This window comes from Aeromicrobium sp. CFBP 8757 (genome assembly GCF_014841755.1).
Classification (GTDB): Bacteria; Actinomycetota; Actinomycetes; order Propionibacteriales; family Nocardioidaceae; genus Aeromicrobium.
Genome location: NZ_JACYUM010000005.1, coordinates 58,672 through 82,924, shown reverse-complemented (window position 1 = coordinate 82,924; position 24,253 = coordinate 58,672). Strand labels below are relative to the sequence as shown.

Below are 24,253 nucleotides of genomic sequence, written 5' to 3'. Positions count from 1 at the left end.
CAGCTCGCGGCGCGCCTGTCGGTAATGATCGAGATGCTCGGCATGCGCGCCAGTCTAGACTGAGCCGCCTATGACCGCCAGACCCGTCCCGCGTCCCGAGCAGACGCGCGTCATGTACGCCGTCATGACCGCCGAGCCGCTCGCGACCGACGACCTGATCCCTCCGCCGTCACCCGAGCTGCTGCGCCGCTACGGGACGTCCGAGGTCGCGCTGCGGCGGCTCCGGTCACGGCACCACCAGACGCTCCTGCTGCGCACCGCCGACGCCGAGGGTGCCGCGTTCGCGCAGCGCGACGCGCGGGTCGAGGCGCTCTCGATCGCCGAGGACCACGACGGGGTCGTGATCGACCTGGCGGTGCCCCGCGTCGTCGACGGGCGTCCCGGCGAGGTCTCGCTGGCGCACGCGACGCAGTGGTACGTCGTCGACTACGCCGAGCTGGGCTCTGGGCGGCTCGCGACCGTCGGGCTCGTCTCGTTCGGGTTGCCCGAGATCGTCGTCGAGGGCGTCGAGGCCGACCAGCACGCGATGCTCGGCGCCGTGCTGGCGGGCCTCGTGCACCGCGTGATCGCGGAGTGGCCCGCCAACGACCCGGTCGGCCGCGCGACCGTGACGCTGCGCGACATCGCCTACGGGCTCGGCGACCCGGCCGCCGCGCAGACGCCGAACGACCGCACGATCGACGTCGACATCGCCTACGACCCGGCCGCCGAGCGTCTGGTCGTCCGACTGCTGGGCGACCCTGCCGTCACCCTGTTCGCGCCCTGACGAGTCCGGCGGCGGTGCCTGAGCGACCTGTCGCAGCCGCCGACAGGTCGCTGAGGCACCGCCCGAAGGCGTCCCGATCGCGTCAGGCGCCCGATCGGCGCTCGGGACGCTTGGCCAGGTTGGCGAGCACCTCCGGACGCAGGATCGCCTCGAGCTGCTCGCGCGGCAGCAGGCCGCGCTCGAGCACCAGCTCGGCGACGCCGCGCCCCGTCGCGAGGGCCTCCTTGGCGACCTCGGTCGCCGCGGCGTAGCCGATGTACGGGTTGAGCGCCGTGACCAGCCCGATCGAGTTCTCGACCTCGGCGCGCAGCAGCTCGGCATTGGCCGTGATGCCGTCGACGCAGCGGTGCGCCAGCGTCAGCACCGCCTGCTCGAGCCGCGAGATGCCCGCCGACAGCGAGTAGCAGATGACCGGCTCGAAGGCGTTGAGCTGCAGCTGGCCCGCCTCGGCCGCCATCGTGACGGTCATGTCGTGGCCGATGATCTGGAACGCGACCTGGTTGACGACCTCGGGGATCACGGGGTTGACCTTGCCGGGCATGATGCTCGACCCGGCCTGGACGGCTGGCAGGTTGATCTCGTTGAACCCTGCGCGGGGCCCGGACGACAGCAGCCGCAGGTCGTTGCAGATCTTCGACAGCTTGACCGCGACGCGCTTGAGCGTGCCCGACAGCTGCACGAACGCTCCGCAGTCCTGCGTCGCCTCGATCAGGTCGACGGCGGTCTCGAGCGGCAGCCCCGTGATCGCCGCGAGGTGCCCGCACGCCGACGGGACGTAGCCGGTCGGTGCGTTGAGCATCGTGCCGATCGCGGTGGCCCCGAGGTTGATCTCGTGCAGCAGCAGCACGGCCTCGCCGAGGCGTGCGCGGTCCTCGCCGATCATCAGCGAGTACGTGCGGAACTCCTGGCCCAGCGTCATCGGGACGGCGTCCTGCAGCTGGGTGCGCCCCATCTTGAGGACGTCGTGGAACTCGTCGGCCTTGCTGGCGAACGACTCCTCGAGCACCTCCATCGCCGCGAGCAGGTCGTGCGTCGCCAGGATGATCGCGATCTTGACGGCCGTCGGGTAGACGTCGTTGGTCGACTGGCTCAGGTTGACGTGCTCGTTGGGGTGGACGACCGCGTAGTCGCCCTTCGCGTGGCCCATCAGCTCGAGGGCCCGGTTGGCGATGACCTCGTTGGCGTTCATGTTCGTCGACGTGCCGGCGCCACCCTGGATGACGTCGACGACGAACTCGTCCGCGAGCCCGCCGGCGCGGATCTCCTGGCACGCGTCGCGGATCGCCGCGAACCGCTCGTCGTCGAGCAGCCCGAGGTCGTGGTTGGCGGTCGCGGCCGCCTGCTTGACGGCCGCGAGCGCCTCGACGAGGTAAGGGCTGGCGGCGATGGGGATTCCGGTGATGGGGAAGTTCTCGAGGGCGCGGAGCGTGTGCACTCCCCAGTAGGCCTCGAGAGGAACCTCACGGTCTCCGATCAGGTCGTGCTCGGATCGTGTGGCGACGGACATGCGCTCTCCTGAGTTGCTGTGACGGTGGTCACAGCCACCCAATCACAGGTCCGCTCAGACGACGCGGGTGAGCCAGCCGTGGCGGTCCTCGGCGCGTCCGTACTGGATGTCGACCAGCGCCGAGCGGATGTCGGTCGTGACCTTGCCCGGCTCACCGTCGCCACTGACCGCCTCGCCGCCGTCCCACTTCAGCGAGGCGACCGGCGTGACGACCGCGGCGGTGCCGCACGCGAACACCTCGGTGATCGTGCCGTCGGCCGCGCCCTGGCGCCACTCGTCGATCGACACCCGACGCTCGACGACCTCGTGGCCGAGGTCGCGTCCGATCTGCATGATCGAGTCGCGCGTGATGCCCTCGAGGATCGACCCCGACAGCGCCGGCGTGACGATCGAGCCGTCCGACTGGACGAAGTACAGGTTCATCCCGCCGAGCTCCTCGATCCACTTCTTCTCGGTGGAGTCGAGGAAGGCGACCTGCGCGCAGCCGTGCTCGGCGGCCTCCTGCTGCGGCAGCAGCGACGCCGCATAGTTGCCGCCACACTTGGCCGCGCCCGTGCCGCCCGCTCCGGCGCGCGAGTACTCCGACGACAGCCAGATCGAGACGGCCTGGACGCCGCCGGCGAAGTACGCGCCGGCGGGCGAGGCGATGACCGAGTAGGTCACGTGCTGCGAGGGCCGGACGCCGAGGAACACCTCGGACGCGAACATGAACGGGCGCAGGTAGAGGCTCTTCTCGCCCCCGGCCGGGATCCACTCGCGGTCGGCCTCGATCAGCGAGCCGATCGACCCGAGGAACCAGTCGGTCGGCAGCTCGGGCAGCGCGAGGCGGCGGGCCGAGCGCTGCATGCGGGCCGCGTTGGCCTCGGGACGGAACAGCCACGCCGAGCCGTCGTCGTGGACGTACGCCTTGAGGCCCTCGAAGATCTCCTGCGCGTAGTGCAGGACGGCCGTCGCCGGGTCGATCTGCAGGGGGCCGTACGGCACGACGCGGGCGTCGGCCCACCCGGTGTCGGGCGTCCACTCGGCCAGGAACATGTAGTCGGTGAAGTGGTTGCCGAAGCCGGGATCGGCGAGGATCGCGTCACGCTGCTCGGCGGACCTCGCCGCCGGATTGGGCTCGAACGTGGCGGCGTAGGTGGTGGAGGTCATGCTGGTCACGGTACAACTCTCTGGTTCGCAGGGATGGGGTCGCTAGGCGACCGATACGCCTCCGGCCGCGCCCAGTCCGTCTGCCACGCGCTGCGCGAGAGCCTCACCCACCTCCTCGGTCGAGCGGACCGACGCGCCGCGGTCGGCGATGTCGGCCTCGACGGCCGCGGTGATCTGCGCGGCGGCCTCGGGGAAGCCCAGGTGCTCGAGCAGCATGCCGCCCGAGAGGATCGCCGCGGTCGGATCGGCCTTGCCCTGGCCCGCGATGTCGGGCGCCGAACCGTGGACCGGCTCGAACATGCTGGGCGCCGTGCGATCGGGGTTGACGTTGCCGCTGGCGGCCAGCCCGATGCCACCCGTGATCGCGGCGGCCAGGTCGGTCAGGATGTCGCCGAACAGGTTGTCGGTCACGATGACGTCGAAGCGGGCCGGATCGGTCACGAGGAAGATCGTCGCGGCGTCGACGTGCAGGTAGTCGACCGACACGTCCGGGAACTCCGTCGCGACGGCGTCGACCGTGCGCGTCCAGAGGTGGCCGGCGTGCACGAGGACGTTGTTCTTGTGCACCAGCGTCAGCTTCTTGCGCGGGCGCGCCTGCGCGCGGGCGAAGGCGTCGCGGACGACCCGCTCGACGCCGTAGGCCGTGTTGATGCTGACCTCGGTCGCGAGCTCGTGGGGCGTCCCGACCCGGATGGCTCCCCCGTTGCCGACGTACGGCCCCTCGGTGCCCTCGCGCACGACCACGAAGTCGATGACGCCGGGATCGCCCAGCGGCGTCGCGACCCCGGTGAACAGCTTGGACGGTCGCAGGTTGACGTAGTGGTCGAGCGCGAAGCGCAGCTTGAGCAGCAGGCCACGCTCGAGCACGCCCGACGGCACGCTCGGGTCGCCGACGGCGCCCAGCAGGATCGCGTCGTGCCCGCGGATCTCCTCCAGCACCGAGTCCGGCAACGTCTCGCCCGTCGCGTGGTAGCGGCGCGCCCCGAGGTCGTAGTCGGTCGTGGCGAAGGAGATGTCGTGGGCCGGGGCGATGACGTCGAGGACCTTGAGGGCCTGGGCGGTCACCTCGGGTCCGATGCCGTCACCGGCCACGACTGCGAGCGAGAAGGAGGAGGTCATGCCGACCATCCTAGGAGTCTCGTCTCAGGATGTGAAACCACCATCCCGGGATGTGAGAACACCCGCTGCCGTCAGTTGTCGTCGGGGCGGTCGCTGAGCTCGATCTCGTGCTGCGTCGCCTCGTCGCGCAGGTGCGCCGGTCCCCACTCGATGAGCGTGCTGGACGTCGAGAAGCTGTTCATGATGGTTCTCCTTCGGTGAAGTCGATCGTTCGGACGGTCAGGCGCGGGTCCGGCGTAGGTCCGCCGTCCAACAACGCCTCGAGATCCGGGATCACCGGGAGAGTGCGAGAAGTGCTGAGACCAGGTCGTGGTCTCTGTACCCTGCTGCGGAACGGCGGGCCAACGCCGAAACACCGCGGCAGGGTGTGGCCCTAGGAGGCCCTGCCGCGGCAAGCGATGAGTACCAGCTGCTTCCGCATGTCGACGAGCGTACTGCAGGGATCTGCGCGGCGCAGGGTCATTCGTCGCGTGTCTCAGCCGACGAGACGTCGCCCGACGGCCGCCGCTCCCGTCCGTGAAACACTGACCGCGTGAGCGCACCCGCCGAAGTCCCCGATCTCGTCGCGAGCACGCTCGACCTCTCGCGCCAGCGCGGGTTCATCACGTCGATCCGCAACGAGACCGGCCGCCTGCTCGCCTCACTGGCCGCCTCCCGCACCGGCACCCTCGCCGAGCTGGGCACCGGCTGCGGCGTCGGATCGGCCTGGCTGTCGAGCGGGGCACCCCGGGACGCCCGCGTCGTCAGTGCCGAGCTCGACCCCGCCCTCGCAGGCGACGTGCAGAAGATCTTCGCCGGCACCGACAACGTCGACGTCATCGCCGGCGACTGGTCGACCCTCGAGCAGTACGCACCGTTCTCGCTGCTGTTCATCGACATCCGCGAGGTCATGGAGAGCATCGACGTCATCGCCGACCTGCTCGAGCCCGGCGGCATCGCGGTGCTCGACGACTTCGTGCCGTCCGCGTTCTGGCCCCCGATCGTCGAGGGGCGCGTCGACACCGTGCGCGAGCAGTGGCTGACCGACGAGCGGTTCGCGGCGGTCGAGATGCTGATCGACGTCGACGCGTCGCTCATCATCGCGACTCGGCGCTGACCTCCTCGTCCCCGCGGCGCTTCGGGGGCACCTCGACCTGCACCAGCGGCAGGAACGCCTGCACGACGGGCCCGATCGTCACGGCGTAGAGCACCGTGCCGACGCCGACCGTGCCGCCGAGCGCGAAGCCGACCGCCAGCACCGTCACCTCGATGACGGTGCGCCACAGGCGGACGCTGCGCCCCGTTCGGCGCACCAGCCCGAGCCACAGCCCGTCGCGCGGGCCCGGGCCCAGCGCGGCGCCGATGTAGAGGGCCCCCGCGAAGCCGTTGCCGACGATCCCGCCGACCAGCAGCAGGGCCCGCAGCCACAGGTCGTCGGGCTGGGCGATCACGGCGATGCCGAGGTCGGCGGCCAGACCGATCACGACGACGTTGGCCACCGTCCCGACACCGGGCAGCTGGCGCAGCGGTATCCAGAGCAGCAGCACGACGGCACCCGTCACGATGACGACCTGGCCGAACGACAGACCGACGTGCCGGGTCACGCCCTCGTGGAAGACGTCCCACGGGTCGAGCCCCAAGGTCGACTCGACCATCATCGCCATCGTGAAGCCGTACAGGAACAGGCCGACGAACAGGCGCACGAGGCGCGCGGGCAGGCCGGTCGTCGTCATGGAGGTCATCGTCGCATCTCCCGGTCGGCCCACGTGCCGAGCTCGGCGGCGTGGCTGCGCGGCGTCGCGGTCGACCCCAGTCCGTCGCAGCGCACGAGACGTGCGAGCAGGATGCCGGTCACGGCCAGCGCGATGAGCCCGATCAGGGCGAGCAGCTCGTTCATGGTCCCAGCATGATCACGATTGGCCTCGCGATCTATAGCCAGTTGTGGAACAGTGGCCTCATGGCTCCCATCGTCTCCGCCCGCCGGCTGGCCGAGCTGCTCGGCGGCCTCGACCGCGTCGGCCCCGCCTACCGCGAGATCGCCGACCGCCTGCGACTCCTCATCGTCGACGGCCGTGTCGCCGACGGCACGCGCCTGCCGTCCGAGCGCGAGCTGGCCGTCGCGATGGACGTCAGCCGCACCACGACGACACGCGTCTACGCCGAGCTGCGGGACGCCGGGCTGGTCCGGTCGCGGCAGGGGGCGGGCAGCGTCGTGCGGCTGCCGCTCGAGAGCTCGACCGCCAGCAGCCTGATCGTCGACGCCGACGACGCCGACACCATCGCGCTGACGTACGCGGCGCCGATCGGCCCACCGGGCCTGGCCCGGGCGTTCGAGACCGCGGCCGCCAAGCTGCCGGGCCTGCTGTCGACGACGGGCTACCTCCCGGACGGCCTGCCGGTGCTGCGCGAGGTGCTGGCCCAGCGGTACACCGACGGTGGTCTGCCCACGGATCCCGACCAGATCGTCGTCACCAGCGGCGCGATGGGCGCGATCTCGTTGCTGGCACGGACGCTCGTCAGCCCCGGGCAGCGCGTCGTCGTCGAGGGCACCGGCTACCCGCACGCGCACGAGTCGTTCGCCGCGGCGGGGGCGCGGCTGTCGCCCCTGCCGGTCGACGGGTCCCCGTGGGACACCGAGGCGCTGACCTCCGTCCTGGCGGGGTCGCCCCATCGCGCGGCGTACCTCGTCCCCGACTTCCACAACCCGACCGCCGCGGTCATGACCGACGCCGAGCGCACGACGTGGGCCCGCGAGCTGCGGCGCCACGACGTCGTGCCGGTCGTCGACGAGTCGCTGCGCGAGCTCAACCTCGACGGGGTGGACCTGCCGCCCGTGTTCGCGACCTACGACCCGCGGGCGATGCTGATCGGCTCGTCGTCCAAGTCGTACTGGGGCGGGCTGCGGGTCGGGTGGATCCGGGCGCCCCGCGACGCCGTCATGCCCCTCGTGCAGGCGCGCATGATGGACGATCTCGGCTCGTCGGCGTTCGACCAGCTCGTGCTGTCCGAGCTGCTGGTCGAGGGCGGACAGACGGCCGCGGCGGGTCGGGCGCGCCTGCGGGCGGCCCGTGACCACCTGCTGGCCGAGCTCGCGCGCGAGCTGCCCGACGTCCAGGCGCCCTGCCCCGCCGGCGGGCTGAGCCTGTGGGTGACGCTCCCCCACCGCATGTCGTCGCGACTCACGACGGCCGCGGCGCGGCACGGCCTGCTGCTGACGCCCGGCCCCCGGTTCTTCACGCGTCCGGGCACGGCGGGCGAGCGGCACCTGCGGCTGCCGTACAACCAGTCGCACGAGACCATGACCGAGGCCGTCGCGCGGTTGCGGTCGGCCTACGAGGAGGTGACCGGCGCCCGCCCTGCCGACACGCCGTCCCCGTCCGCCCCCGCGAAGACCCTCGAGATGATCGCCTGACCCCGTCCGCCGACGAGTCACTCACGCCCCTCGACGAGTCACTCGTGCCGGGCACGAGCGACTCGTCGGTGGGCATCCGTGACTCGTCGGTGGGCATCCGTGACTCGTCAGCGACGGGGGGCGGGGTCGATGACGATCATCTCGGTGTCGTCGGGCGTGCCGGGACGTCGCGCGGAGTTGCCCGGGTAGTTGTTGTCGTTGGCGATCATCAGGCGTCCGCCCGACAGCGGGACGAGGGTCTCGACCGACTGGAAGCCGAACGAGAACTGCCGCCCCGTGCCCCAGCCGCCGCCCGTGCTGACGCCTCGGCGGTCGGAAATGTCGAGCAGGTCGACGACCAGCGACTTGGTCGCCGTCCCGTGCGTGCCGAGCCGCACCGCGTAGACCTTCTTGGTGACGGCCGCGGTGCCGTCGGCGTTGTCGCGCTCGAGCACCAGCAGGTCGCCCCGCGAGGTGATCTGCGCGTCGGCGACCAGGTTCGCGTCGGCGTCGACCCGGTAGTCCCACGTCCGTCCGGTGTAGCGCCCGGTGCGCGTGTCGAGCTCGGCGACCACGCGCCGTCGCTTGTCGGTGTCACCCACGAGCGCGTTCTCGAGGATCGGGTAGAGGTGGCGTCCGTCCTTCGACCGCGCCATCGCCTCGAAGCCGCCGCTCTGCTGAGTCCGGGGCTGCTCGCCGCCGAGCAGCGGGTTCTGCGGCGACTTGCCGAGGGGCGAGGCGACGGGAGCCGACAGCACCCGGCCCCTCGCGTCGACGTGGACGATGAACGGACCGAACTCGTCGCCGATCCAGAACGTTCCGTCCCTGCCGCGCTGCACCGACTCGATGTCGAGGTCGTCGCCGGTCAGCAGACGGTCGGAGGTCGACTCGTTGACGATCGGGAAGCCGATCCGGTGCTGCGGGTCGGACAACGAGATGTGGCGCAGCACCGTGACCTCGCCCGAGCCGCCACGGGCGGTCTTCCAGTGCGGCCGCACCAGGTAGAGCCGAAGCAGGAAGTCGGCGGAGTTGCCCTTCGCGCCGAAGCCGTTGTCGGGCTGGGCCCAGAACGTCCCGTCGCCGTTGTCGATCGCGGCGGAGAAGCCCGGCACGACCTGGCCGGGGAACGGACCCTGACGTCCGTTGGCCGGGGTGGCCAGCGCGCCGGACGGCGGGCCGGGCGCCTGGTGGTCGGCCGACAGCGTGGCGCGGGCCAGGAGCCTCGCCTGACCGTGGTCGTGGTCGTCGTAACGGCCGGACGCCGCGGCCGGCGAGACGCTCGCCGCGGCGAGCGCGACGACGAGAGCGCCGACGAGACGGGGACGTGAAGGACGTGGCATGGTGCTGCTCCTCTGGTTCGGTGGACCGGACCCCCCGGGACACCTCACCAACCAACCCGACCGGGACGACGCGCGGACGACGCCCACGCGAACACTTCGCGTGGCTGCCGTCCTCACCTCAGGAGGTGGGAGCGGGCCACGGATCGGCCCGCCACGCGGCGTCCCAGAACATCCACTCGAACCGGGTCGACCGGCGGTAGGCCGCGACGACCGCGTCCCGGTCGGTCGTCCACGCGTCGAGGTACGCCTCGGCGCGCCGCACGGCCTCGTCGAACTCCGGCGCCGCGTAGGTGTCGATCCACGCGCCGTACGGGTGCTGGCCGGGCGCACGTCGTGCCATGACGTGGCGGCCCACCTCGGCGTAGACCCGGAAGCACGGCAGCACTGCCGCCAGGGCCACGTCGAACGGCGCGGAGTGCGCTGCCGCCTCCAGCGACCCCGTGTAGGCGACGCAGGTCGGTGACGCCTCGGGGACGGCATCGGCCTCGGGGTCGAGACCTCGCGGCACCAGGTACGACCGGTGCAGCTCGCGCTCGGCGGCGACGGCCCCGACGGCGGACGCCGCCCACAGCTCGATGCCGGCCACGTCGGGCGCCCGGCTCGCGAGCTGCGACAGCACCCGGGCGTAGCGGTCGAGGTAGTGGGCGTCGTCGACGAGGTAGCGGACGAAGACGTCCTCGGGCAACGACCCGTCCGTCAGGCCGACGACGAACGGGTGCCGGCAGATGGCCGCGAACCAGTCGTCGACCGACGTCCAGCAGTCCTGCGCCGTGGAGCTCACGCGGGCACCCGGTGGTCGACGGGCCCGTTGCCGCCGCCCAGCTCGAGGCTCGCACCGGCGACCAGCGCGCGGTGCAGGTAGGCCTTCGCGGCGGTCACGGCGTCGACCAGGTCGAGCCCCAGCACGACGTACGACGCGATCGCCGACGACAGCGTGCACCCCGTGCCGTGCGTGTGCCGCGTGCGCACGCGGGACGCGTCGAGGCGGTGCGCGCCGTCGGGCGTCACCAGGACGTCGGTGCAGCGGTCGCCGTCGAGGTGTCCACCCTTGGCGAGCACCGCGCCCGGCCCGGCGCCGAGCAGCACCCGCCCCGCCATCTCGAGGTCGTCCGCCGACGCGACCGGCAGGCCCGTCAGCACCTCGAGCTCCGGCACGTTGGGCGTCACGACGGACGCGAGGGGCACCAGCAGCTCGCGGATCGCCGCGACGGCGTCCTCGGGGACCAGCCGGTCGCCGGACGTCGCGACCATGACGGGGTCGAGCACGACGACCGGCACGGGGTGCTCGCGCAGCATCGACGCGACGGCCTCGACGACGTCCGCACCGCCCAGCATGCCGATCTTGACCGCACGGACGTCGAGGTCGGTGACGACGGACGCGTACTGGTCGGCGACGAACCGTGCGGGCACGCCGTGGATGCCGGTGACGCCCAGCGTGTTCTGCACCGTCAGCGCCGTCAGCACGGCCGCGCCGTAGACGCCGATCGCGCTCGCGGTCTTCAGGTCGGCCTGGATGCCGGCGCCGCCGGACGGGTCGGAGCCGGCGACGCTCAGCATGACCGGGGTGCGCGTCATCGGCCCGCCCTCCCCGCCGTGGCGCGCAGCGCGTCGTCGACCGCGCGCCGCAGGTCCGCGGCGGCCGAGGTCGGGTCGGCGGCGGCGCAGATCGCGCTCACCACCGCGACCCCGCTCGCACCGGACCCGACGACCAGGCCGGCGGTGGTGCTGTCGATGCCACCGATGCCGACGACCGGCACCCGGCCGTCCACCCGGTCGACCACGGCGCGGACGCCGTCGAGACCGAACGGCTCCGACGCGTCCGCCTTCGTGGCGGTGGCCCACACGGGGCTGACCGCGACGTAGTCGCACGCCGACATCTCGACGACGTCGTCAAGCTGGGCCAGGTCGTTGACCGACCACCCGATGACCGCGTCGGGGCCCAAGGCCGCTCGGGCGGTGCTCGGTGCGACGTCGTCGACCCCCACGTGCAGGCCGTCGGCCCACCGGGCGGCCTCGAGGTCGTCGTTGGCGATGACCGCGACGTGGGCGGGCAGCGCGTCCCGCAGGCGCCGGACCAGATCGATCCTCTCGTCGGGCGCCGCGTCCTTGTGACGCACCTGGACGCTCGTCACTCCCCCGGCGACGGCCCGCGACACGACGTCGATCAGGTCGTCGGTGCGGGGGTCCGTCACGAGGTAGACCCGTAGGTCGACGCTCATGACCGGTCGACCCGGACCGAGGCGATGCGCGCGTCGTCGAGCCGCGCCAGCTCGTCGAGCAGCGCGACCCGGAACGAACCCGGTCCGGCCGACACCGCCCCGGCCCGCTCGCCCGCCGCGGCGAGCATCGCCATCGCGGCGACGGACGCCTCGACGGCATCGTCCTCGACGGCGCAGCACGCCGCGACCAGGGCCGTCGCCGAGCAGCCCAGCGCCGTGACCATCGGCATCCACGGGTGGCCGCCGTGCACCACGACCCGGCGCGTGCCGTCGGTGACGACGTCCTCGACGCCCGTCACGACGACGACGGCCGACAGCTCGCGGGCGAGCGACGTCGCCGCCTCGACGGCGTCGGAGGCCGCCGCGTCGCTGTCGACCCCGCGACCGCTGGTCTGCGCCGTGGCGATCGCGAGGATCTCGCTGGCGTTGCCGCGCACGACCGTCGGCCGGTGCTCGAGCAGCCCGGCGACGATCTCGCGACGGTAGGCGGTGGCCCCGACGGCGACGGGGTCGAGCACCCACGGCGTGCCGCACTCGTGCGCGGCGCGTGCCGCCTCGGTCATCCCCTCGACCCACGACGGCGACGGCGTGCCGATGTTGACGCCGACGGCCGACGCGATGCGGGCGAACTCACCCGACTCGTGCGGGTCGTGGACCATGGCGGGCGAGGCGCCGACGGCGTTCAGCACGTTGGCGGCGACGTCCATCGAGACGAAGTTGGTGATGTACTGCACCAGCGGCGACCGCTCGCGCACCGCGGCGACGATCGCCGCCGTGGTCGGCGACGCCGCGCTGGTCGAAGGCGTGCTGGTGGATGGCGTGACAGGACTACTCATGACAGCTCCCTAGCGCCGGTGCTAACCGGATCAGGTTCGTCGGGTCTCATCTCAGCCCCTCGTGGGGCACCCCGGCCGTGTGCCGTCGAGCCTACACACCACCCACCCCCCTGCGCCGACGAGTCACTCCCGCCCCGTGACGAGTCGCCCACGCCCCGTGAGGAGTCACTCAGGCCCGGTGACGAGTCACTCAGACATGGCGTACGTGACTCGTCGGCGGGCGCACGTGACTCGTCGGCGGGCGTACGTGACTCGTCGGCGGATGTGGGCGGGGTGCGCGAAGGGGCGCCGCACCTGTCGGTGCGACGCCCCTCGGTGGTGCGGTGGTGCGGGTGACTAGCGGGCGGCCTGGCCGTCGACGTAGTCGGTGTCCTGCTGCTTCCACGAGAAGTGCGAGCGCAGGATCTTGCCGGTCTTCTCGATCGGGTGACCGGCCTCCTCCTCGCGCAGGCGCAGGAACTCCGGCGCGCCGGCGTCCTGGTCGTCGATGAAGCGCTTGGCGAAGGTGCCGTCCTGGATCTCGGCCAGCACCTCCTGCATGCGCTCCTTGACCGAGGCGTCGATGACGCGCGGACCCGACACGTAGTCGCCGTACTCGGCGGTGTCGGAGATGCTCCAGCGCTGCTTGGCGATGCCGCCCTCCCACATGAGGTCGACGATGAGCTTGAGCTCGTGCAGCACCTCGAAGTACGCGATCTCGGGCTGGTAGCCGGCCTCGGTCAGCGTCTCGAAGCCCGCCTGGACGAGGTGCGACATGCCGCCGCACAGCACGGCCTGCTCGCCGAAGAGATCGGTCTCGGTCTCCTCGGTGAACGTCGTCTTGATGACGCCGGCGCGGGTTCCGCCGATGGCCTTGGCGTACGACAGCGAGAGGTCCCACGCCTTGCCGCTGGCGTCCTGCTCGACCGCGATGATGTCGGGGATGCCGCGGCCGTCGACGAACTCGCGACGGACCGTGTGGCCGGGCGCCTTGGGGGCGACCAGCACGACGTCGACGCCCTTGGGCGGCGCGATGTAGCCGAAGCGGATGTTGAAGCCGTGGCCGAAGACGAGGGCGTCGCCGTCGACGAGGTTGGGCTCGATGTGCTCGGCGTAGACGTGACGCTGCACCTGGTCGGGCGCCAGGATCACGATGACGTCGGCCTCCTCGACCGCCTCGGCGACGTCGCGGACGCGCAGGCCCTCGGCCTCGGCCTTGGCACGGCTCTTGGAGCCCTCGGGCAGGCCGACGCGGACGTCGACGCCGGAGTCGCGCAGGTTGAGCGCGTGCGCGTGCCCCTGGCTTCCGTAGCCGATGACCGCGACGTTGCGGCCCTGGATGATGCTGAGGTCGGCGTCGTCGTCGTAAAAGAGTTCAGCCACGGGTCATGTCTCCTTGTGAGGGGCTTGTGGAACGGTCGGGGGTGGTCAGCTCGCCTGCGTGCCCGGAACGGTGCGCAGCGTGCGGTCGGTGATCGAGCGGGGCCCGCGGCCGATGGCCACGCGCCCGGACTGGGCGATCTCGCGGATGCCGAACGGCTCGAGGACGTTGAGCATCGCGGCGAGCTTGCCCGCATCGCCCGTCGCCTCGATCGTGACGGCGTCGGTGGCCACGTCGACCACCTTAGCCCTGAAGAGATTGACGGTCTCGAGCACCTGTCCGCGGGTCTGCGGGTCGGTGCGCACCTTGATCAGCATGAGCTCGCGCTCGACCGCGCTGCCCGAGTCGAGCTCGACGATCTTCAGGACGTTCACGAGCTTGTTGAGCTGCTTGGTGACCTGCTCGAGGGGCAGCTCGTCGACGTTGACGACGATCGTCATGCGCGAGATCTCGGGGATCTCGGTCTGGCCCACCGCGAGCGACTCGATGTTGAAGCCGCGTCGCATGAACAGGCTCGAGACGCGCGCGAGCACGCCGGGCGTGTTCTCGACCAGGACGGAAAGGGTGTGCTGCGTCGTCATCAGATGTCCTCGTCGTCCCAGGTGGGGGCCAGATCGCGGGCGATCTGGATGTCGTCGTTGGAGGCGCCGCCGTGGACCATCGGCCACACCATGGCGTCGCGCTCGACCACGAAGTCGATCACGACGGGTCGGTCGGTGATCGCCAGGGCCTTCTCGATCGTGGCGTCGAGGTCGGCCTCGCTGTCGCACCGCAGCCCGACGCACCCGTAGGCGTCCGCGAGCTTGACGAAGTCGGGGATGCGACGCGCGCCGATCGACTCCGGCCCCGTGTTGAGGTCGGTGTTGGAGTAGCGGCCCTCGTACAGCAGCGTCTGCCACTGGCGCACCATGCCGAGCGAGGAGTTGTTGATGACGGCGACCTTGATCGGGATGCCCTCGAGCGCGCACGTCGCGAGCTCCTGGTTGGTCATCTGGAAGCAGCCGTCACCGTCGATCGCCCAGACCACCGAGCCGGGCAGGCCCACCTGGGCGCCCATGGCCGCGGGCACGGAGTAGCCCATCGTGCCGGCGCCGCCGGAGTTGAGCCACTGGCGGGGACGCTCGTAGTCGACGTAGTGCGCAGCCCACATCTGGTGCTGGCCGACACCGGCGACGTACGTCGCGTCGGAGCCCGACAGCGCGCTGAGCCGCTCGATCACGGTCTGCGGGGCGAGACCCTCGGCGGGCTTGTCGTAGCCGACCGGGAAGCGCGCCTTGATGCCCAGCACCTGCTCGCGCCACGCGGCGTAGTCGCCCTCGACGCCGTCCTCGTCGGCCTGCTTGCGCAGCGTGCCGATGAGCTCGGAGATGACCTCGCGGCAGTCGCCGACGATCGGGACGTCCGCCGTGCGGTTCTTGGAGATCTCGGCCGGGTCGATGTCGGCGTGGATGACCTTGGCGAGCGGCGCGAACGACGACAGCTGGCCCGTGACGCGGTCGTCGAACCGCGCGCCGAGCGAGATCAGCAGGTCGCTGCGCTGCAGCGCCGTGACGGCGGCGACGGTGCCGTGCATGCCCGGCATGCCGAGGTGCAGCTCGTGCGAGTCGGGGAACGCGCCCCGTGCCATCAGCGTCGTGACGACCGGGATCTGGGTCAGCTCGGCGAGCATCTTGAGCTCGGCGGACGCCTCGGCCTTGATGACGCCGCCTCCGACGTACAGCACCGGCCGCTCGGCGGCGGCGATGAGCCGTGCCGCCTCGCGCACCTGCTTGCCGTGCGGGCGCGTGGTCGGCCGGTAGCCCGGCAGGGCCAGCTCGGACGGCCAGTGGAACGTCGTCGACGACTGCAGGGCGTCCTTGGCGATGTCGACGAGCACGGGGCCCGGACGCCCGGTACCGGCGATGTGGAACGCCTCGGCGATGACGCGCGGGATGTCGGCGGCGTCGGTGACGAGGTAGCTGTGCTTGGTGATCGGCATCGTGATGCCGCGGATGTCGGCCTCCTGGAAGCCGTCGGTGCCGATCAGGTGCGTCGCGACCTGGCCCGTGATCGCCACGATCGGGACGGAGTCCATGAAGGCGTCGGCGATCGCCGTGACCAGGTTGGTCGCCCCCGGGCCCGACGTCGCCATGCAGACGCCGACGCGACCCGTGACCATCGCGTAGCCCTGCGCGGCGTGGCCCGCACCCTGCTCGTGGCGGACGAGGATGTGACGGATCTGCTCGGAGTCGAACAACGGGTCGTAGGCCGGCAGGATCGCGCCGCCGGGGATCCCGAAGATCGTGTCGACGCCGGCGTGCTCCAGCGACCTGACGAGGCTCTGGGCCCCGGTCAGCTGCTCCGCGATCTGCTCTGTCATGTCTGGTGCTACCTCACTGCTCGGTTCTTCGGAGGCCGGTCGGACCGGCACCTCCCCGTCTGCGACCCCGTCAAGCGTGGAGCCATAAAAAAATCCCCCGGCCCCAGAAGCATTCACTGGGTGCGATCGAGGGAGACGCGATGCCTGGTGGGGCGCCGCGTCAGTGGCGTACTACGAGAAGGTGCGCATGCATGCCCCCAGCATGGGCCGTGTGCGCGCAGATATCAAGTCGCGAGACGACTTGTACCACCATGTGGACTGCTCGGCGTGAGTTCGGCTCCCCGATTGGCACCGACCTGTCTCGATGCGATGAGATGGGGGCGACCTGCACGAAGACGGCAGGCGCCTATCGAGGGGGAACCCACATGAAGAAGACCCTGACCGCGCTGTTCGCAGTCGCCGCCCTGTCCCTGACGTCGGCCTGCGGTGGCGGCGGAGGCGACCGCCCGACGCAGGCCGAGCTCAAGAAGGCCATCACGAGCGACGACAGCGTCTTCGGGACGAAGATCCCCGAGGCGGCGGCCGACTGCATCGCCGGCGCGCTCGAGAAGTCCGACGTCTCCGACAAGACGCTGAACGCGATCGTCGAGGGCGACGAGGACTACAAGGGCAGCGACAAGGACAAGGACGCCCTCACCGGCCTCCAGTCCGACCTCACGAAGTGCGCGACGTCCGGCAGCTGATGCCGACCGCCGGGTGACCGGCACCGTGACGACCCGGCGGGAGCCCACCTCCCGCCGGGTCTTTCACTGCCCGGGCCGACGCGGCACGGCGGACGATCGGGTGCGACCATGAATGCTGCCCGTCCGCTGCGTCCCTCCGTCGCGGACCCGAATCCTGGAGATGCCATGAAGAAGACCCTGAGCGCGGCGTTCGTCGTCGCGGCACTGACCCTCACCTCGGCCTGCGGCGGTGGCGGCGACCGCCCGAGCGCCGACGACGTCGCCGCGCAGCTGAAGAAGTCCGCGGGCAGCGCGATCACCGACAAGCAGGCCGACTGCGCCGCCAAGGCGATCGTCGACTCCGACCTGTCGGACGAGGCCGTCAAGGCCGTCGCCGAGAACGACACCGACTACAAGCCCAGCGACGAGGACACCAAGGCGCAGGGCGACGCGGCCACCGAGATCGGCAAGTGCATCACGGCGAGCACGCCGGCTCCGTCGGCCACGACGCCGGCCCCGTAGCCAGACCCCAGCACCGACACGACGGCCCGGCGAGCACGCTCGCCGGGCCGTCGTGCGTCCGGCCACGGCTCACCAGGGCGAGGCCGCGTAGTCCTTCAGGAAGACGCCGTGGACGTCGTCGCCCGCCTCGCCGCGGATGATCGGGTCGTACACGCGCGCGGCCCCGTCGACCAGGTCGAGCGGCGCCTTGAAGCCCTCCTCGGCCAGGCGCACCTTGGTCGGGTGCGGGCGCTCGTCGGTGATCCAGCCCGTGTCGACGGCCGTCATCAGGATGCCGTCCTGCTCGAGCATCTCCCCCGCGCTGGTGCGGGTCAGCATGTTGAGCGCGGCCTTGGCCATGTTGGTGTGCGGGTGGCCCGGCCCCTTGTAGCGGCGGCTGAACTGCCCCTCCATCGCCGAGACGTTGACGACGTACGTGCGGCGCGCCGCGGACGCCGCCATCGACGGCCGCAGCCGGCTGACGAGGATGAACGGCGCCGTCGTGTTGCACAGCTGCACCTCGAGCAGCTCCAGGGCGTCGACCTCGTGCACGCGCTGCGTCCAGCTGTTGACGTCGACGGTGTCGGGCACCAGTCCCCCGGCGTCGATGCGCTCGAGGTCCGCCGAGCCCGCCGCCATCGCCAGCGACGTCAGCTCGTCGGCGGTGTAGGCGTCGCCGGCCAGGACGGGGTGCGCCGACACCGACCCCACCAGCGCGGCGGGGTGCGCGTCGCTGGTGTGACCGAACGTCAGCAGCTCGGGCAGGGGCCCGTCGGGCAGCGGCGCCGACTCGGCCTCGGCCAGCGGCGCGTAGGCGCCCGGCGTGCGCCGGACGGTCTGCGCGGCGTTGTTGATCAGGATGTCGAGGGGACCCTGCGCCGCGACGGAATCGGCCAGGCCCACGACCTGCGCCGGGTCGCGCAGGTCGATGCCGACGATCCGCAGCCGGTCGATCCAGTCGGCACTGTCGGGCATCGCGGTGAACCGGCGCACGGCGTCGTGCGGGAACCGGGTCGTGATGGTGGTGTGGGCGCCGTCGCGCAGCAGGCGCAGCGCGATGTACATGCCGATCTTGGCGCGACCGCCCGTCAGCAGGGCGCGCTTGCCGGTCAGGTCGGTGCGGGCGTCGCGCCGGGCCCGGTTCAGGGCGGCGCAGTCGGGGCAGAGCTGGTGGTAGAACGCGTCGACGACGGTGTACTTCTGCTTGCAGATGTAGCAGGGCCGGGGCACCAGCAGGGTGCCGGCCGATGCGCCGGCGGCGTTCGAGACCAGCGGGATGCCCTCGGTCTCGTCGTCGATGCGGGTCGGCGAGCCCGTGGCCGTCGTGGCGACGACGGCGCGGTCGGCGGCGGCGACCTCGGCGCGCTTGGCGAGCCGGCGCTGCTTCTTGACGTCCTTGTAGAACTTGCCGCAGGCGTGACGCAGGGCGACGTAGGCCGCGTCCTCGTCCTCGAGGAACTGGGCCTCGCCGAGGACCTTCAGCGCGGTCGCGAGCTCGTCCTCGGTGAAGGACGCGGGACGTGGAGATGGCATTCCTCCATTGTCCCCGAGGCCCCGTGACAGGGCCCGCGCGGGCTCAGCGGCGCCAGAACCGCGTCCGACGGCGACGCCGCAGCACGTGACGGTCGCCGATGGCGGCCCGGATCTCCTGCGGCACCGACGACAGCGGCAGCACGCGGACCGTGACGACTGCCAGGTCGGCGGGCCCGGCGGCGGTCAGGAGAGCCGTCTCGAGCGCCCAGCCGACGGCGGACGGGTCGGCCGACTCGTCCGCGACCCACGCGAGGCAGCCGATCGGCGGGCTGTCGTCGACCGTGTACATCAGCGCGTGCAGCTCGCGGACGCCCTGCTCGTCGGCCGCCTGCGCGACGGCTGCCAGAGCGCCGTCGGGGATCTCGTCCCACGTCGTGACGCGGACGGCCGCGTCGACCGGGAACGGCTCGGCGAACCGCCGGATGCCGGCCACGTAGGCGGCGGACGCCGTCATGCCGGACGTGCGCTCGGGGTCGACCTGGACGCCGACGCCCGCGGGCAGCAGCGGCAGGAGGTCACGGACCAGGATCGGCCGCAGCTCCCACGACTCGACGTGCAGCGCCTCCTCGGCGATCTCGGCGCTCGTCCAGACCGCGACCATCTGCTGCCCCGGCGCCGGCTCGCTGCCCGAGAACACCCCGGTCGAGCGGTCGACGCCGATCAGCACCGACGCGAACAGGAAGTCCCACCGGGTCGCGAAGGCCTGCATCAACCGCAGACGGCGCCGTCGGCGGCCGAGCTGACGAGCTTGCGGTACTTCGCGAGCACGCCCTTGGTGTACTTGGGCGGCAGCGGCTCCCACCCGACCTTGCGGGCCTCGAGCTCGTCGGCGTCGACCGCGACGTCGAGGCGCTTGTTGGCCACGTCGAGGGTGATCTGGTCGCCGTCCTTGACGAAGGCGATCGGTCCGCCGTCGACGGCCTCCGGCGCGACGTGCCCGACGCACAGGCCGGTCGTGCCGCCCGAGAACCGTCCGTCGGTCATGAGCAGGACGTCCTTGCCCAGGCCGGCGCCCTTGATCGCGCCGGTGATCGCGAGCATCTCGCGCATGCCGGGGCCGCCCTTGGGGCCCTCGTAGCGGATGACGACGACGTCACCGGCGACGATCGTGCCGTCCTCGAGGGCGTCCATCGCCTTGCGCTCGCCGTCGAAGACGCGGGCCGTGCCGGTGAACACGTCGGAGTCGAAGCCGGCACTCTTGACGACGGCACCCTCGGGGGCCAGCGTGCCGTGCAGGATCGTGAGGCCACCGGTCTGGTGGATCGGCCGGTCGAGGCCGCGGATGACGTCGCCGTCGATGCGCTGCTCGATGTGCGCCAGGTTCTCGGCCATGGTCTTGCCGGTGACCGTCAGGCAGTCGCCGTGCATGAGCCCGGCGTCGAGCAGTGCCTTCATGATGACCGGGATGCCGCCGACCTTGTCGACGTCGTTCATGACGTAGCGGCCGAAGGGCTTGAGGTCGCCGAGGTGCGGCACCTTGTCGCCGATGCGGCTGAAGTCCTCGAGCGTCAGGTCGACCTCGGCCTCGCGCGCGATCGCCAGCAGGTGCAGGACCGCGTTGGTCGAGCCGCCCAGCGCCATGACGACGGTGATGGCGTTCTCGAACGCCTCCTTGGTCAGGATCTGGCGGGCCGTGATGCCGCGGCGGAGCAGCTCGACGACCGCCTCGCCCGACTTGATGGCGTACTCGTCGCGGCGGCTGTCGATCGCCGGCGGGGCCGACGAGCCGGGCAGACTCATGCCGAGGGCCTCGGCTGCCGACGCCATGGTGTTGGCGGTGTACATGCCGCCGCAGGCGCCCTCGCCGGGGCAGATCGCGCGCTCGATCTTGTCGACCTGCTCACGCGACATCTTGCCGGCCAGGCACGCACCGACGGCCTCGAAGGCGTCGATGATCGTGACGTCCTTGCCGTCGACGTTGCCCGGCATGATCGAACCGGCGTAGACGAACACGCTGGCCAGGTCGAGGCGGGCGGCGGCCATCAGCATGCCGGGCAGGCTCTTGTCGCAGCCGGCCAGCAGGACCGATCCGTCGAGGCGCTCGGCCATCATGACGGTCTCGACCGAGTCGGCGATGACCTCGCGGCTCACGAGCGAGAAGTGCATGCCCTCGTGGCCCATCGAGATGCCGTCGGACACCGAGATCGTGCCGAACTCGAGCGGGTAGCCGCCGCCGGCGTGCACGCCTTCCTTGGCGCGCTTGGCCAGGCGGTCGAGCGACAGGTTGCACGGGGTGATCTCGTTCCAGCTGGACGCGACACCGATCTGGGGCTTGGGCCAGTCGTCGTCGCCCATGCCGACCGCGCGCAGCATGCCTCGTGACGCGGTGGCCTCGAGGCCGTCGGTGACGGTGCGGCTGCGCGGCTTGATGTCGATCTCGTTCTCGGAGGCCATGGCCAAAGATTACGACTTCGCCCGACCAGCCCGGGCAGCGGTCAGGCGTCGAAGGCCGCGCGGCCCGCGTCGAGGGGTGCGAATCCCGTGGCCACGTAGGCGCACAGGGCCGCCCAGAGCACGCTGACGAGGGTGCCGATGATGAAGCGCTCGGCGGTGGCGGGTCGGTCGCCGCTGCGCAGCTCGGGGTAGCGGCCGAGGCCCTTGACGGCGAGGGTCAGCGCGACCCCCGACGGCATGCCGGCCACGAGCGAGCCGAACACCGCGAGCCGCTCGAGCGCCCCGACCCACGTGCCGCCGCGCAGGATGTGCCCGGCCGCCTCGAGCGACTCGGTGCGATCGGTCGAGCGGTCGTCGATGACGTCGAACACCGCCGTCGTGACGACCGATCCACCGGCCACGGCCAGCACGGACGCGACGATGCCGAGGACGCCCTGGTCGACCGAGATGCTCGCGACCACCCGGACGATCACCGCGGCGGCCAGCAGGACGGTGGCGACGGCCGCCGCGACCACGCGGTGACGACCGGTCCATCCGGCGGCCACGGGCACGAGGGCCGCCGCGACGAGGACGAGCAGGATCATCGGGCCGCCTCCAGCAGATGGGTCACGAGGGCATGTCCGCGCCGCTCCTCGACATAGCCTGCCACCCGGAGCCGACGATTCATGGCCTGCGGCGAGATGCCGAGCGATGCCGCGGCCACGGCCTGGGTCTCGGAGGTCGCCATGGCGTCGACGGCCTGCCAGCCGGCCTCGCTGCGCCGGTCGACGATGCCGGCGACCAGCAGCAGGGCGGTCTCGGCGAGCTCGCCACCGGACGACTCGGCCTCGACCGCGACGTGCAGGGGTGACGACTTCGCCCGCTCGACCGCCTGGCGCGCCGCGACGAACGCCGGTCCGCGGTTGGCCCTGACCGAGTCGGCGAGGGGCCGCTCGACCTCGCCGACGCCGATGCCGATCGACCACCCGCCGTCCCGCACGAGCGTCAGCGCCATGTCGACGACGGCGTCGGGATCGTCGAGGAGGCCCTGCACCTCGTCGCCGGCCGTGCGCTCGAACGGTCGCACCGTGCGGTCGGGCGACAGGAGGAGGTCGAGCGCCGGCACCGCGTCGGGCTCGGACCGGCTGCGCCGCTGATCGATCGTCATGACGAACATGATCACAGGGTATCAACTTCCAGACATTGATACCACGTAATCAATGACTCATCATTGATGTGGCTCAATCAATTTCACAGCATTGATTCATGCAGTGAACGGCCCGTGCCACGATGGCAGCGTGACCATCGCCCTCGCCACCAGCTCGACCGCCCGCGACGTCGACGCCGACCTGCCGCTCGTCGTGGAAGCCGCAGCCGCGCGCGGCACCACCGCCGAGATCGTGGTCTGGGACGACCCGGCCGTCGACTGGAGCGCCTACGACACCGTCGTCGTCCGGTCGTGCTGGGACTACACGACCCGGCGCGACGAGTTCCTCGCCTGGGCGCGATCGGTGCCCACCCTGCAGAACGACGCCGCCGTCCTGGCCTGGAACACCGACAAGACGTACCTCCGACAGCTCGAGTCGGCCGGCGTCCCCATCATCGAGACGCAGTGGGACGTCGCCCCGGGAGACGACATCGGCGAGCACGACGAGTGGGTCGTCAAGCCCACGATCTCCGCGGGATCGAAGGACACCGCGCGGTGGGGCACGCGCGACGAGGTGTGGGCGCACAGCGCAGAGCTCGTCGCGGCCGGCCGCACGTCGATGACGCAGCCGTACATCTCCTCGGTCGACGACGAGGGCGAGACCGCGATGCTGCTCTTCGCGGGCACGTTCTCGCACGCCATCCGCAAGGGTCCGCTGCTAGAGCGGGGCGAGGGCGTCCGGCAGGACCGCGACAGTCGCGAGAGCATCACGCCGCGCACCCCGAGCGACGCGCAGCGCGAGGTGGCCGAGCGTGCCGTCGCCGCCGCGTGCGAGGCCATGGGCGTCGACCGCGCCCCGCTGTACGCGCGCGTCGACCTCGTGACGGCCGCCGACGGCTCCCCGCTGGTGATCGAGCTCGAGCTGACCGAGCCGAGCCTGTTCCTCCCCCACGCCGACGGCGCGGCGGACCGCCTCGTCGACGCGGTGCTGGCCCTGCACTGAGCCACGCCGCGTCCGCGCGGACGGGGACGCGCCGCGGCCACCGCCGGATGCGATTGGCATTGCAGACCCCCGGCACCCCGTGGACAATCGGCGCGTGACCACACCGACCGCGGCCCTCGTGCGCTACTACGACGTGACGAGCGCCGACGGCACCCGCATCCGCGCCTGGACCAACGACGCCGACGGCCCCACCGTGCTGGTCTCCAACGGTCTCGGCACCAATCCGCACGCCTGGCCCTCGCTGCTGCGCGCCGGGAGCGGAGTCCGGGTGATCGGCTGGAACCACCGCGGGACGGGCGGGTCCGCGCGCCCCGACGACGGCCGCGTCGACCTCGAGTCGTTCATCGAGGACGCCGTTGCCGTGATGGACGACGCGAGCCTGGATCGCGCCGTCGTGGCCGCCTGGTCGACCGGTGTCACGATCGCCTTCGAGCTGGCCACCCGTCACCCCGAGCGCGTCGCCGGCATCCTGGCCGTGGCCGGCGTCCCGGGCAACACGTTCTCGACGATGCTCGCTCCCCTCCACGTGCCGCCGCCGGTCGCGCGGGCCCTCATGGTGGGCCTGGCCCACTCGGCGACCGTCACGGGTCACGCGCTGGCGCCCGTGACCCGCAAGCTGCCGTGGACCAACTTCACGACGGACCTGGTCCGCCGGGCCCGCATCATCTCGCCCGCGGCCGACACCGCCGAGCTGCGGACGCTCCTGCAGGAGTTCTTCACGACGCACCCCGCCTGGTACGCCAAGCTCGCGCTGAGCGTGGCCGAGCACGCCCGTGTCTCGCTCAGCGACCTCGACATACCGGTCACGTTCGTCGCCGGCCGGTGGGACGTCTTCACGGGCGCCCGCGACATGCTGACGGCCTCGCAGCGGGTCAGGGGGTCGCGCTACCGCGAGCTGCGCGGCACGCACTTCATCCCGGTGGAGTTCCCGGACGTCGTGCGCGACGAGCTGCTCGAGCTGCTGGCCCGCGTCGACTGAGCCGGCGGTCGCCCGGCCGGCTCAGCCGGG

At 71.7% G+C, this 24,253-nt stretch carries 25 protein-coding genes and 1 riboswitch; of the genes, 7 read left to right on the top strand and 18 right to left on the bottom strand.

The annotated features are described in order from the left end of the window. Window positions 1–70 precede the first annotated feature (70 nt). Window positions 71–766 carry a hypothetical protein gene (locus IFT73_RS14555; protein WP_192168250.1) on the top strand — a complete coding sequence of 232 codons (696 nt, stop codon included), beginning with the start codon at window positions 71–73 and terminating at the stop codon, window positions 764–766. 82 nt (window positions 767–848) lie between these two features. Here the strand turns inward: IFT73_RS14555 and IFT73_RS14550 are convergent, their stop codons facing one another. Genes IFT73_RS14550 through IFT73_RS14540 form a run of 3 tightly spaced genes read right to left on the bottom strand, consistent with a single transcriptional unit; the run spans window position 849 to window position 4,541 of the window. Continuing rightward, window positions 849–2,273: an aspartate ammonia-lyase gene (locus IFT73_RS14550; RefSeq protein ID WP_192168249.1), complete on the bottom strand. Its 1,425-nt coding sequence runs from the start codon at window positions 2,271–2,273 to the stop codon at window positions 849–851. 54 nt (window positions 2,274–2,327) lie between these two features. After that, entirely contained in the window at window positions 2,328–3,422 is a 1,095-nt protein-coding gene (locus IFT73_RS14545) for a branched-chain amino acid aminotransferase (RefSeq protein WP_192168248.1), read from the bottom strand. A 42-nt stretch (window positions 3,423–3,464) separates the two neighbouring features. After that, entirely contained in the window at window positions 3,465–4,541 is a 1,077-nt protein-coding gene (locus tag IFT73_RS14540; RefSeq protein ID WP_192168247.1) for a 3-isopropylmalate dehydrogenase, read from the bottom strand. A gap of 532 nt (window positions 4,542–5,073) precedes the next feature. Between IFT73_RS14540 and IFT73_RS14535 the strand changes: the two genes are divergently transcribed. Continuing rightward, the gene (locus tag IFT73_RS14535; protein WP_056609568.1) at window positions 5,074–5,637 is read left to right on the top strand and encodes an O-methyltransferase; all 564 of its coding nucleotides are present in this window, start codon (window positions 5,074–5,076) and stop codon (window positions 5,635–5,637) included. On the opposite strand, the gene IFT73_RS14530 is transcribed toward IFT73_RS14535, so the two are convergent. After that, entirely contained in the window at window positions 5,618–6,253 is a 636-nt protein-coding gene (locus tag IFT73_RS14530; protein WP_197984272.1) for a YitT family protein, read from the bottom strand. The genes IFT73_RS14535 and IFT73_RS14530 overlap by 20 nt on opposite strands. Window positions 6,254–6,258: 5 nt before the next feature. Further along, the gene (locus tag IFT73_RS14525) at window positions 6,259–6,417 is read right to left on the bottom strand and encodes a hypothetical protein (protein WP_192168245.1); all 159 of its coding nucleotides are present in this window, start codon (window positions 6,415–6,417) and stop codon (window positions 6,259–6,261) included. A 60-nt stretch (window positions 6,418–6,477) separates the two neighbouring features. Between IFT73_RS14525 and IFT73_RS14520 the strand changes: the two genes are divergently transcribed. After that, the gene (locus tag IFT73_RS14520) at window positions 6,478–7,932 is read left to right on the top strand and encodes a PLP-dependent aminotransferase family protein (protein WP_192168244.1); all 1,455 of its coding nucleotides are present in this window, start codon (window positions 6,478–6,480) and stop codon (window positions 7,930–7,932) included. A 107-nt stretch (window positions 7,933–8,039) separates the two neighbouring features. On the opposite strand, the gene IFT73_RS14515 is transcribed toward IFT73_RS14520, so the two are convergent. The 8 genes from IFT73_RS14515 to IFT73_RS14480 all read right to left on the bottom strand — a co-directional run bounded on the left by IFT73_RS14515 (window position 8,040) and on the right by IFT73_RS14480 (window position 16,025). Next, window positions 8,040–9,251: an esterase-like activity of phytase family protein gene (locus IFT73_RS14515; protein WP_192168243.1), complete on the bottom strand. Its 1,212-nt coding sequence runs from the start codon at window positions 9,249–9,251 to the stop codon at window positions 8,040–8,042. 118 nt (window positions 9,252–9,369) lie between these two features. After that, window positions 9,370–10,032 (bottom strand): TenA family protein, encoded by a 663-nt coding sequence (locus IFT73_RS14510; protein WP_192168242.1) that lies wholly within the window; start codon window positions 10,030–10,032, stop codon window positions 9,370–9,372. Further along, window positions 10,029–10,826, bottom strand: a complete 798-nt coding sequence (thiD, locus tag IFT73_RS14505) for a bifunctional hydroxymethylpyrimidine kinase/phosphomethylpyrimidine kinase (RefSeq protein ID WP_192168241.1) — start codon at window positions 10,824–10,826, stop codon at window positions 10,029–10,031. Before thiD ends, IFT73_RS14510 begins: the two co-directional genes overlap by 4 nt. Then, the gene (thiE, locus tag IFT73_RS14500; RefSeq protein WP_192168240.1) at window positions 10,823–11,470 is read right to left on the bottom strand and encodes a thiamine phosphate synthase; all 648 of its coding nucleotides are present in this window, start codon (window positions 11,468–11,470) and stop codon (window positions 10,823–10,825) included. The genes thiD and thiE overlap by 4 nt, the downstream gene beginning before the upstream one ends. Continuing rightward, window positions 11,467–12,306 (bottom strand): hydroxyethylthiazole kinase, encoded by an 840-nt coding sequence (gene thiM, locus IFT73_RS14495; protein ID WP_192168239.1) that lies wholly within the window; start codon window positions 12,304–12,306, stop codon window positions 11,467–11,469. Before thiM ends, thiE begins: the two co-directional genes overlap by 4 nt. Next, window positions 12,296–12,390: riboswitch (TPP riboswitch) on the bottom strand. It overlaps the preceding gene by 11 nt. A gap of 252 nt (window positions 12,391–12,642) precedes the next feature. After that, complete coding sequence (ilvC, locus tag IFT73_RS14490; protein ID WP_056609582.1) at window positions 12,643–13,668, bottom strand: ketol-acid reductoisomerase; 1,026 nt, start codon at window positions 13,666–13,668, stop codon at window positions 12,643–12,645. 45 nt (window positions 13,669–13,713) lie between these two features. Further along, window positions 13,714–14,247 carry an acetolactate synthase small subunit gene (gene ilvN, locus IFT73_RS14485; protein ID WP_056609584.1) on the bottom strand — a complete coding sequence of 178 codons (534 nt, stop codon included), beginning with the start codon at window positions 14,245–14,247 and terminating at the stop codon, window positions 13,714–13,716. Further along, window positions 14,247–16,025 carry an acetolactate synthase large subunit gene (locus tag IFT73_RS14480; RefSeq protein WP_082556219.1) on the bottom strand — a complete coding sequence of 593 codons (1,779 nt, stop codon included), beginning with the start codon at window positions 16,023–16,025 and terminating at the stop codon, window positions 14,247–14,249. The genes ilvN and IFT73_RS14480 overlap by 1 nt, the downstream gene beginning before the upstream one ends. Before the next feature lie 365 nt (window positions 16,026–16,390). Between IFT73_RS14480 and IFT73_RS14475 the strand changes: the two genes are divergently transcribed. Next, window positions 16,391–16,708 carry a hypothetical protein gene (locus tag IFT73_RS14475; protein WP_192168238.1) on the top strand — a complete coding sequence of 106 codons (318 nt, stop codon included), beginning with the start codon at window positions 16,391–16,393 and terminating at the stop codon, window positions 16,706–16,708. A gap of 165 nt (window positions 16,709–16,873) precedes the next feature. Then, complete coding sequence (locus IFT73_RS14470; protein ID WP_192168237.1) at window positions 16,874–17,209, top strand: hypothetical protein; 336 nt, start codon at window positions 16,874–16,876, stop codon at window positions 17,207–17,209. Window positions 17,210–17,278: 69 nt separating this feature from the next. Here IFT73_RS14470 and IFT73_RS14465 read toward each other — a convergent pair whose 3' ends face one another. From IFT73_RS14465 to IFT73_RS14445, 5 genes are read right to left on the bottom strand one after another with little or no spacing between them, the layout of a single operon-like run. Next, window positions 17,279–18,721: an SDR family NAD(P)-dependent oxidoreductase gene (locus IFT73_RS14465; RefSeq protein WP_192168236.1), complete on the bottom strand. Its 1,443-nt coding sequence runs from the start codon at window positions 18,719–18,721 to the stop codon at window positions 17,279–17,281. A 43-nt stretch (window positions 18,722–18,764) separates the two neighbouring features. Further along, entirely contained in the window at window positions 18,765–19,430 is a 666-nt protein-coding gene (locus IFT73_RS14460) for a hypothetical protein (RefSeq protein WP_192168235.1), read from the bottom strand. Then, window positions 19,430–21,115 carry a dihydroxy-acid dehydratase gene (gene ilvD, locus IFT73_RS14455; protein WP_192168234.1) on the bottom strand — a complete coding sequence of 562 codons (1,686 nt, stop codon included), beginning with the start codon at window positions 21,113–21,115 and terminating at the stop codon, window positions 19,430–19,432. Before ilvD ends, IFT73_RS14460 begins: the two co-directional genes overlap by 1 nt. A gap of 41 nt (window positions 21,116–21,156) precedes the next feature. Then, a complete protein-coding gene (locus tag IFT73_RS14450; RefSeq protein ID WP_192168233.1) occupies window positions 21,157–21,699 on the bottom strand; it encodes a hypothetical protein in 543 nt (180 codons plus the stop codon). Then, the gene (locus IFT73_RS14445) at window positions 21,696–22,262 is read right to left on the bottom strand and encodes a hypothetical protein (RefSeq protein ID WP_197984271.1); all 567 of its coding nucleotides are present in this window, start codon (window positions 22,260–22,262) and stop codon (window positions 21,696–21,698) included. Before IFT73_RS14445 ends, IFT73_RS14450 begins: the two co-directional genes overlap by 4 nt. A 130-nt stretch (window positions 22,263–22,392) precedes the next feature. Between IFT73_RS14445 and IFT73_RS14440 the strand changes: the two genes are divergently transcribed. Together IFT73_RS14440 and IFT73_RS14435 are read left to right on the top strand one after the other, a co-directional pair. After that, window positions 22,393–23,244, top strand: coding sequence for a RimK family alpha-L-glutamate ligase (locus IFT73_RS14440; protein WP_197984270.1), 852 nt, complete (start codon window positions 22,393–22,395; stop codon window positions 23,242–23,244). Window positions 23,245–23,338: 94 nt separating this feature from the next. Then, complete coding sequence (locus IFT73_RS14435; protein WP_192168230.1) at window positions 23,339–24,223, top strand: alpha/beta fold hydrolase; 885 nt, start codon at window positions 23,339–23,341, stop codon at window positions 24,221–24,223. The last annotated feature ends 30 nt before the right edge of the window (window positions 24,224–24,253 follow it).

Coding starts and splice junctions, on each gene's coding strand:
- IFT73_RS14555 (WP_192168250.1), top strand. CDS start 71: ATGACCGCCAGACCCGTCCCGCGTCCCGAGCAGACGCGCGTCATGTAC.
- IFT73_RS14550 (WP_192168249.1), bottom strand. CDS start 2,273: ATGTCCGTCGCCACACGATCCGAGCACGACCTGATCGGAGACCGTGAG.
- IFT73_RS14545 (WP_192168248.1), bottom strand. CDS start 3,422: ATGACCTCCACCACCTACGCCGCCACGTTCGAGCCCAATCCGGCGGCG.
- IFT73_RS14540 (WP_192168247.1), bottom strand. CDS start 4,541: ATGACCTCCTCCTTCTCGCTCGCAGTCGTGGCCGGTGACGGCATCGGA.
- IFT73_RS14530 (WP_197984272.1), bottom strand. CDS start 6,253: ATGACGACGACCGGCCTGCCCGCGCGCCTCGTGCGCCTGTTCGTCGGC.
- IFT73_RS14525 (WP_192168245.1), bottom strand. CDS start 6,417: ATGAACGAGCTGCTCGCCCTGATCGGGCTCATCGCGCTGGCCGTGACC.
- IFT73_RS14520 (WP_192168244.1), top strand. CDS start 6,478: ATGGCTCCCATCGTCTCCGCCCGCCGGCTGGCCGAGCTGCTCGGCGGC.
- IFT73_RS14515 (WP_192168243.1), bottom strand. CDS start 9,251: ATGCCACGTCCTTCACGTCCCCGTCTCGTCGGCGCTCTCGTCGTCGCG.
- thiD (WP_192168241.1), bottom strand. CDS start 10,826: ATGACGCGCACCCCGGTCATGCTGAGCGTCGCCGGCTCCGACCCGTCC.
- thiE (WP_192168240.1), bottom strand. CDS start 11,470: ATGAGCGTCGACCTACGGGTCTACCTCGTGACGGACCCCCGCACCGAC.
- thiM (WP_192168239.1), bottom strand. CDS start 12,306: ATGAGTAGTCCTGTCACGCCATCCACCAGCACGCCTTCGACCAGCGCG.
- ilvN (WP_056609584.1), bottom strand. CDS start 14,247: ATGACGACGCAGCACACCCTTTCCGTCCTGGTCGAGAACACGCCCGGC.
- IFT73_RS14480 (WP_082556219.1), bottom strand. CDS start 16,025: ATGACAGAGCAGATCGCGGAGCAGCTGACCGGGGCCCAGAGCCTCGTC.
- IFT73_RS14475 (WP_192168238.1), top strand. CDS start 16,391: ATGAAGAAGACCCTGACCGCGCTGTTCGCAGTCGCCGCCCTGTCCCTG.
- IFT73_RS14470 (WP_192168237.1), top strand. CDS start 16,874: ATGAAGAAGACCCTGAGCGCGGCGTTCGTCGTCGCGGCACTGACCCTC.
- IFT73_RS14465 (WP_192168236.1), bottom strand. CDS start 18,721: ATGCCATCTCCACGTCCCGCGTCCTTCACCGAGGACGAGCTCGCGACC.
- IFT73_RS14460 (WP_192168235.1), bottom strand. CDS start 19,430: ATGCAGGCCTTCGCGACCCGGTGGGACTTCCTGTTCGCGTCGGTGCTG.
- ilvD (WP_192168234.1), bottom strand. CDS start 21,115: ATGGCCTCCGAGAACGAGATCGACATCAAGCCGCGCAGCCGCACCGTC.
- IFT73_RS14450 (WP_192168233.1), bottom strand. CDS start 21,699: ATGATCCTGCTCGTCCTCGTCGCGGCGGCCCTCGTGCCCGTGGCCGCC.
- IFT73_RS14445 (WP_197984271.1), bottom strand. CDS start 22,262: ATGACGATCGATCAGCGGCGCAGCCGGTCCGAGCCCGACGCGGTGCCG.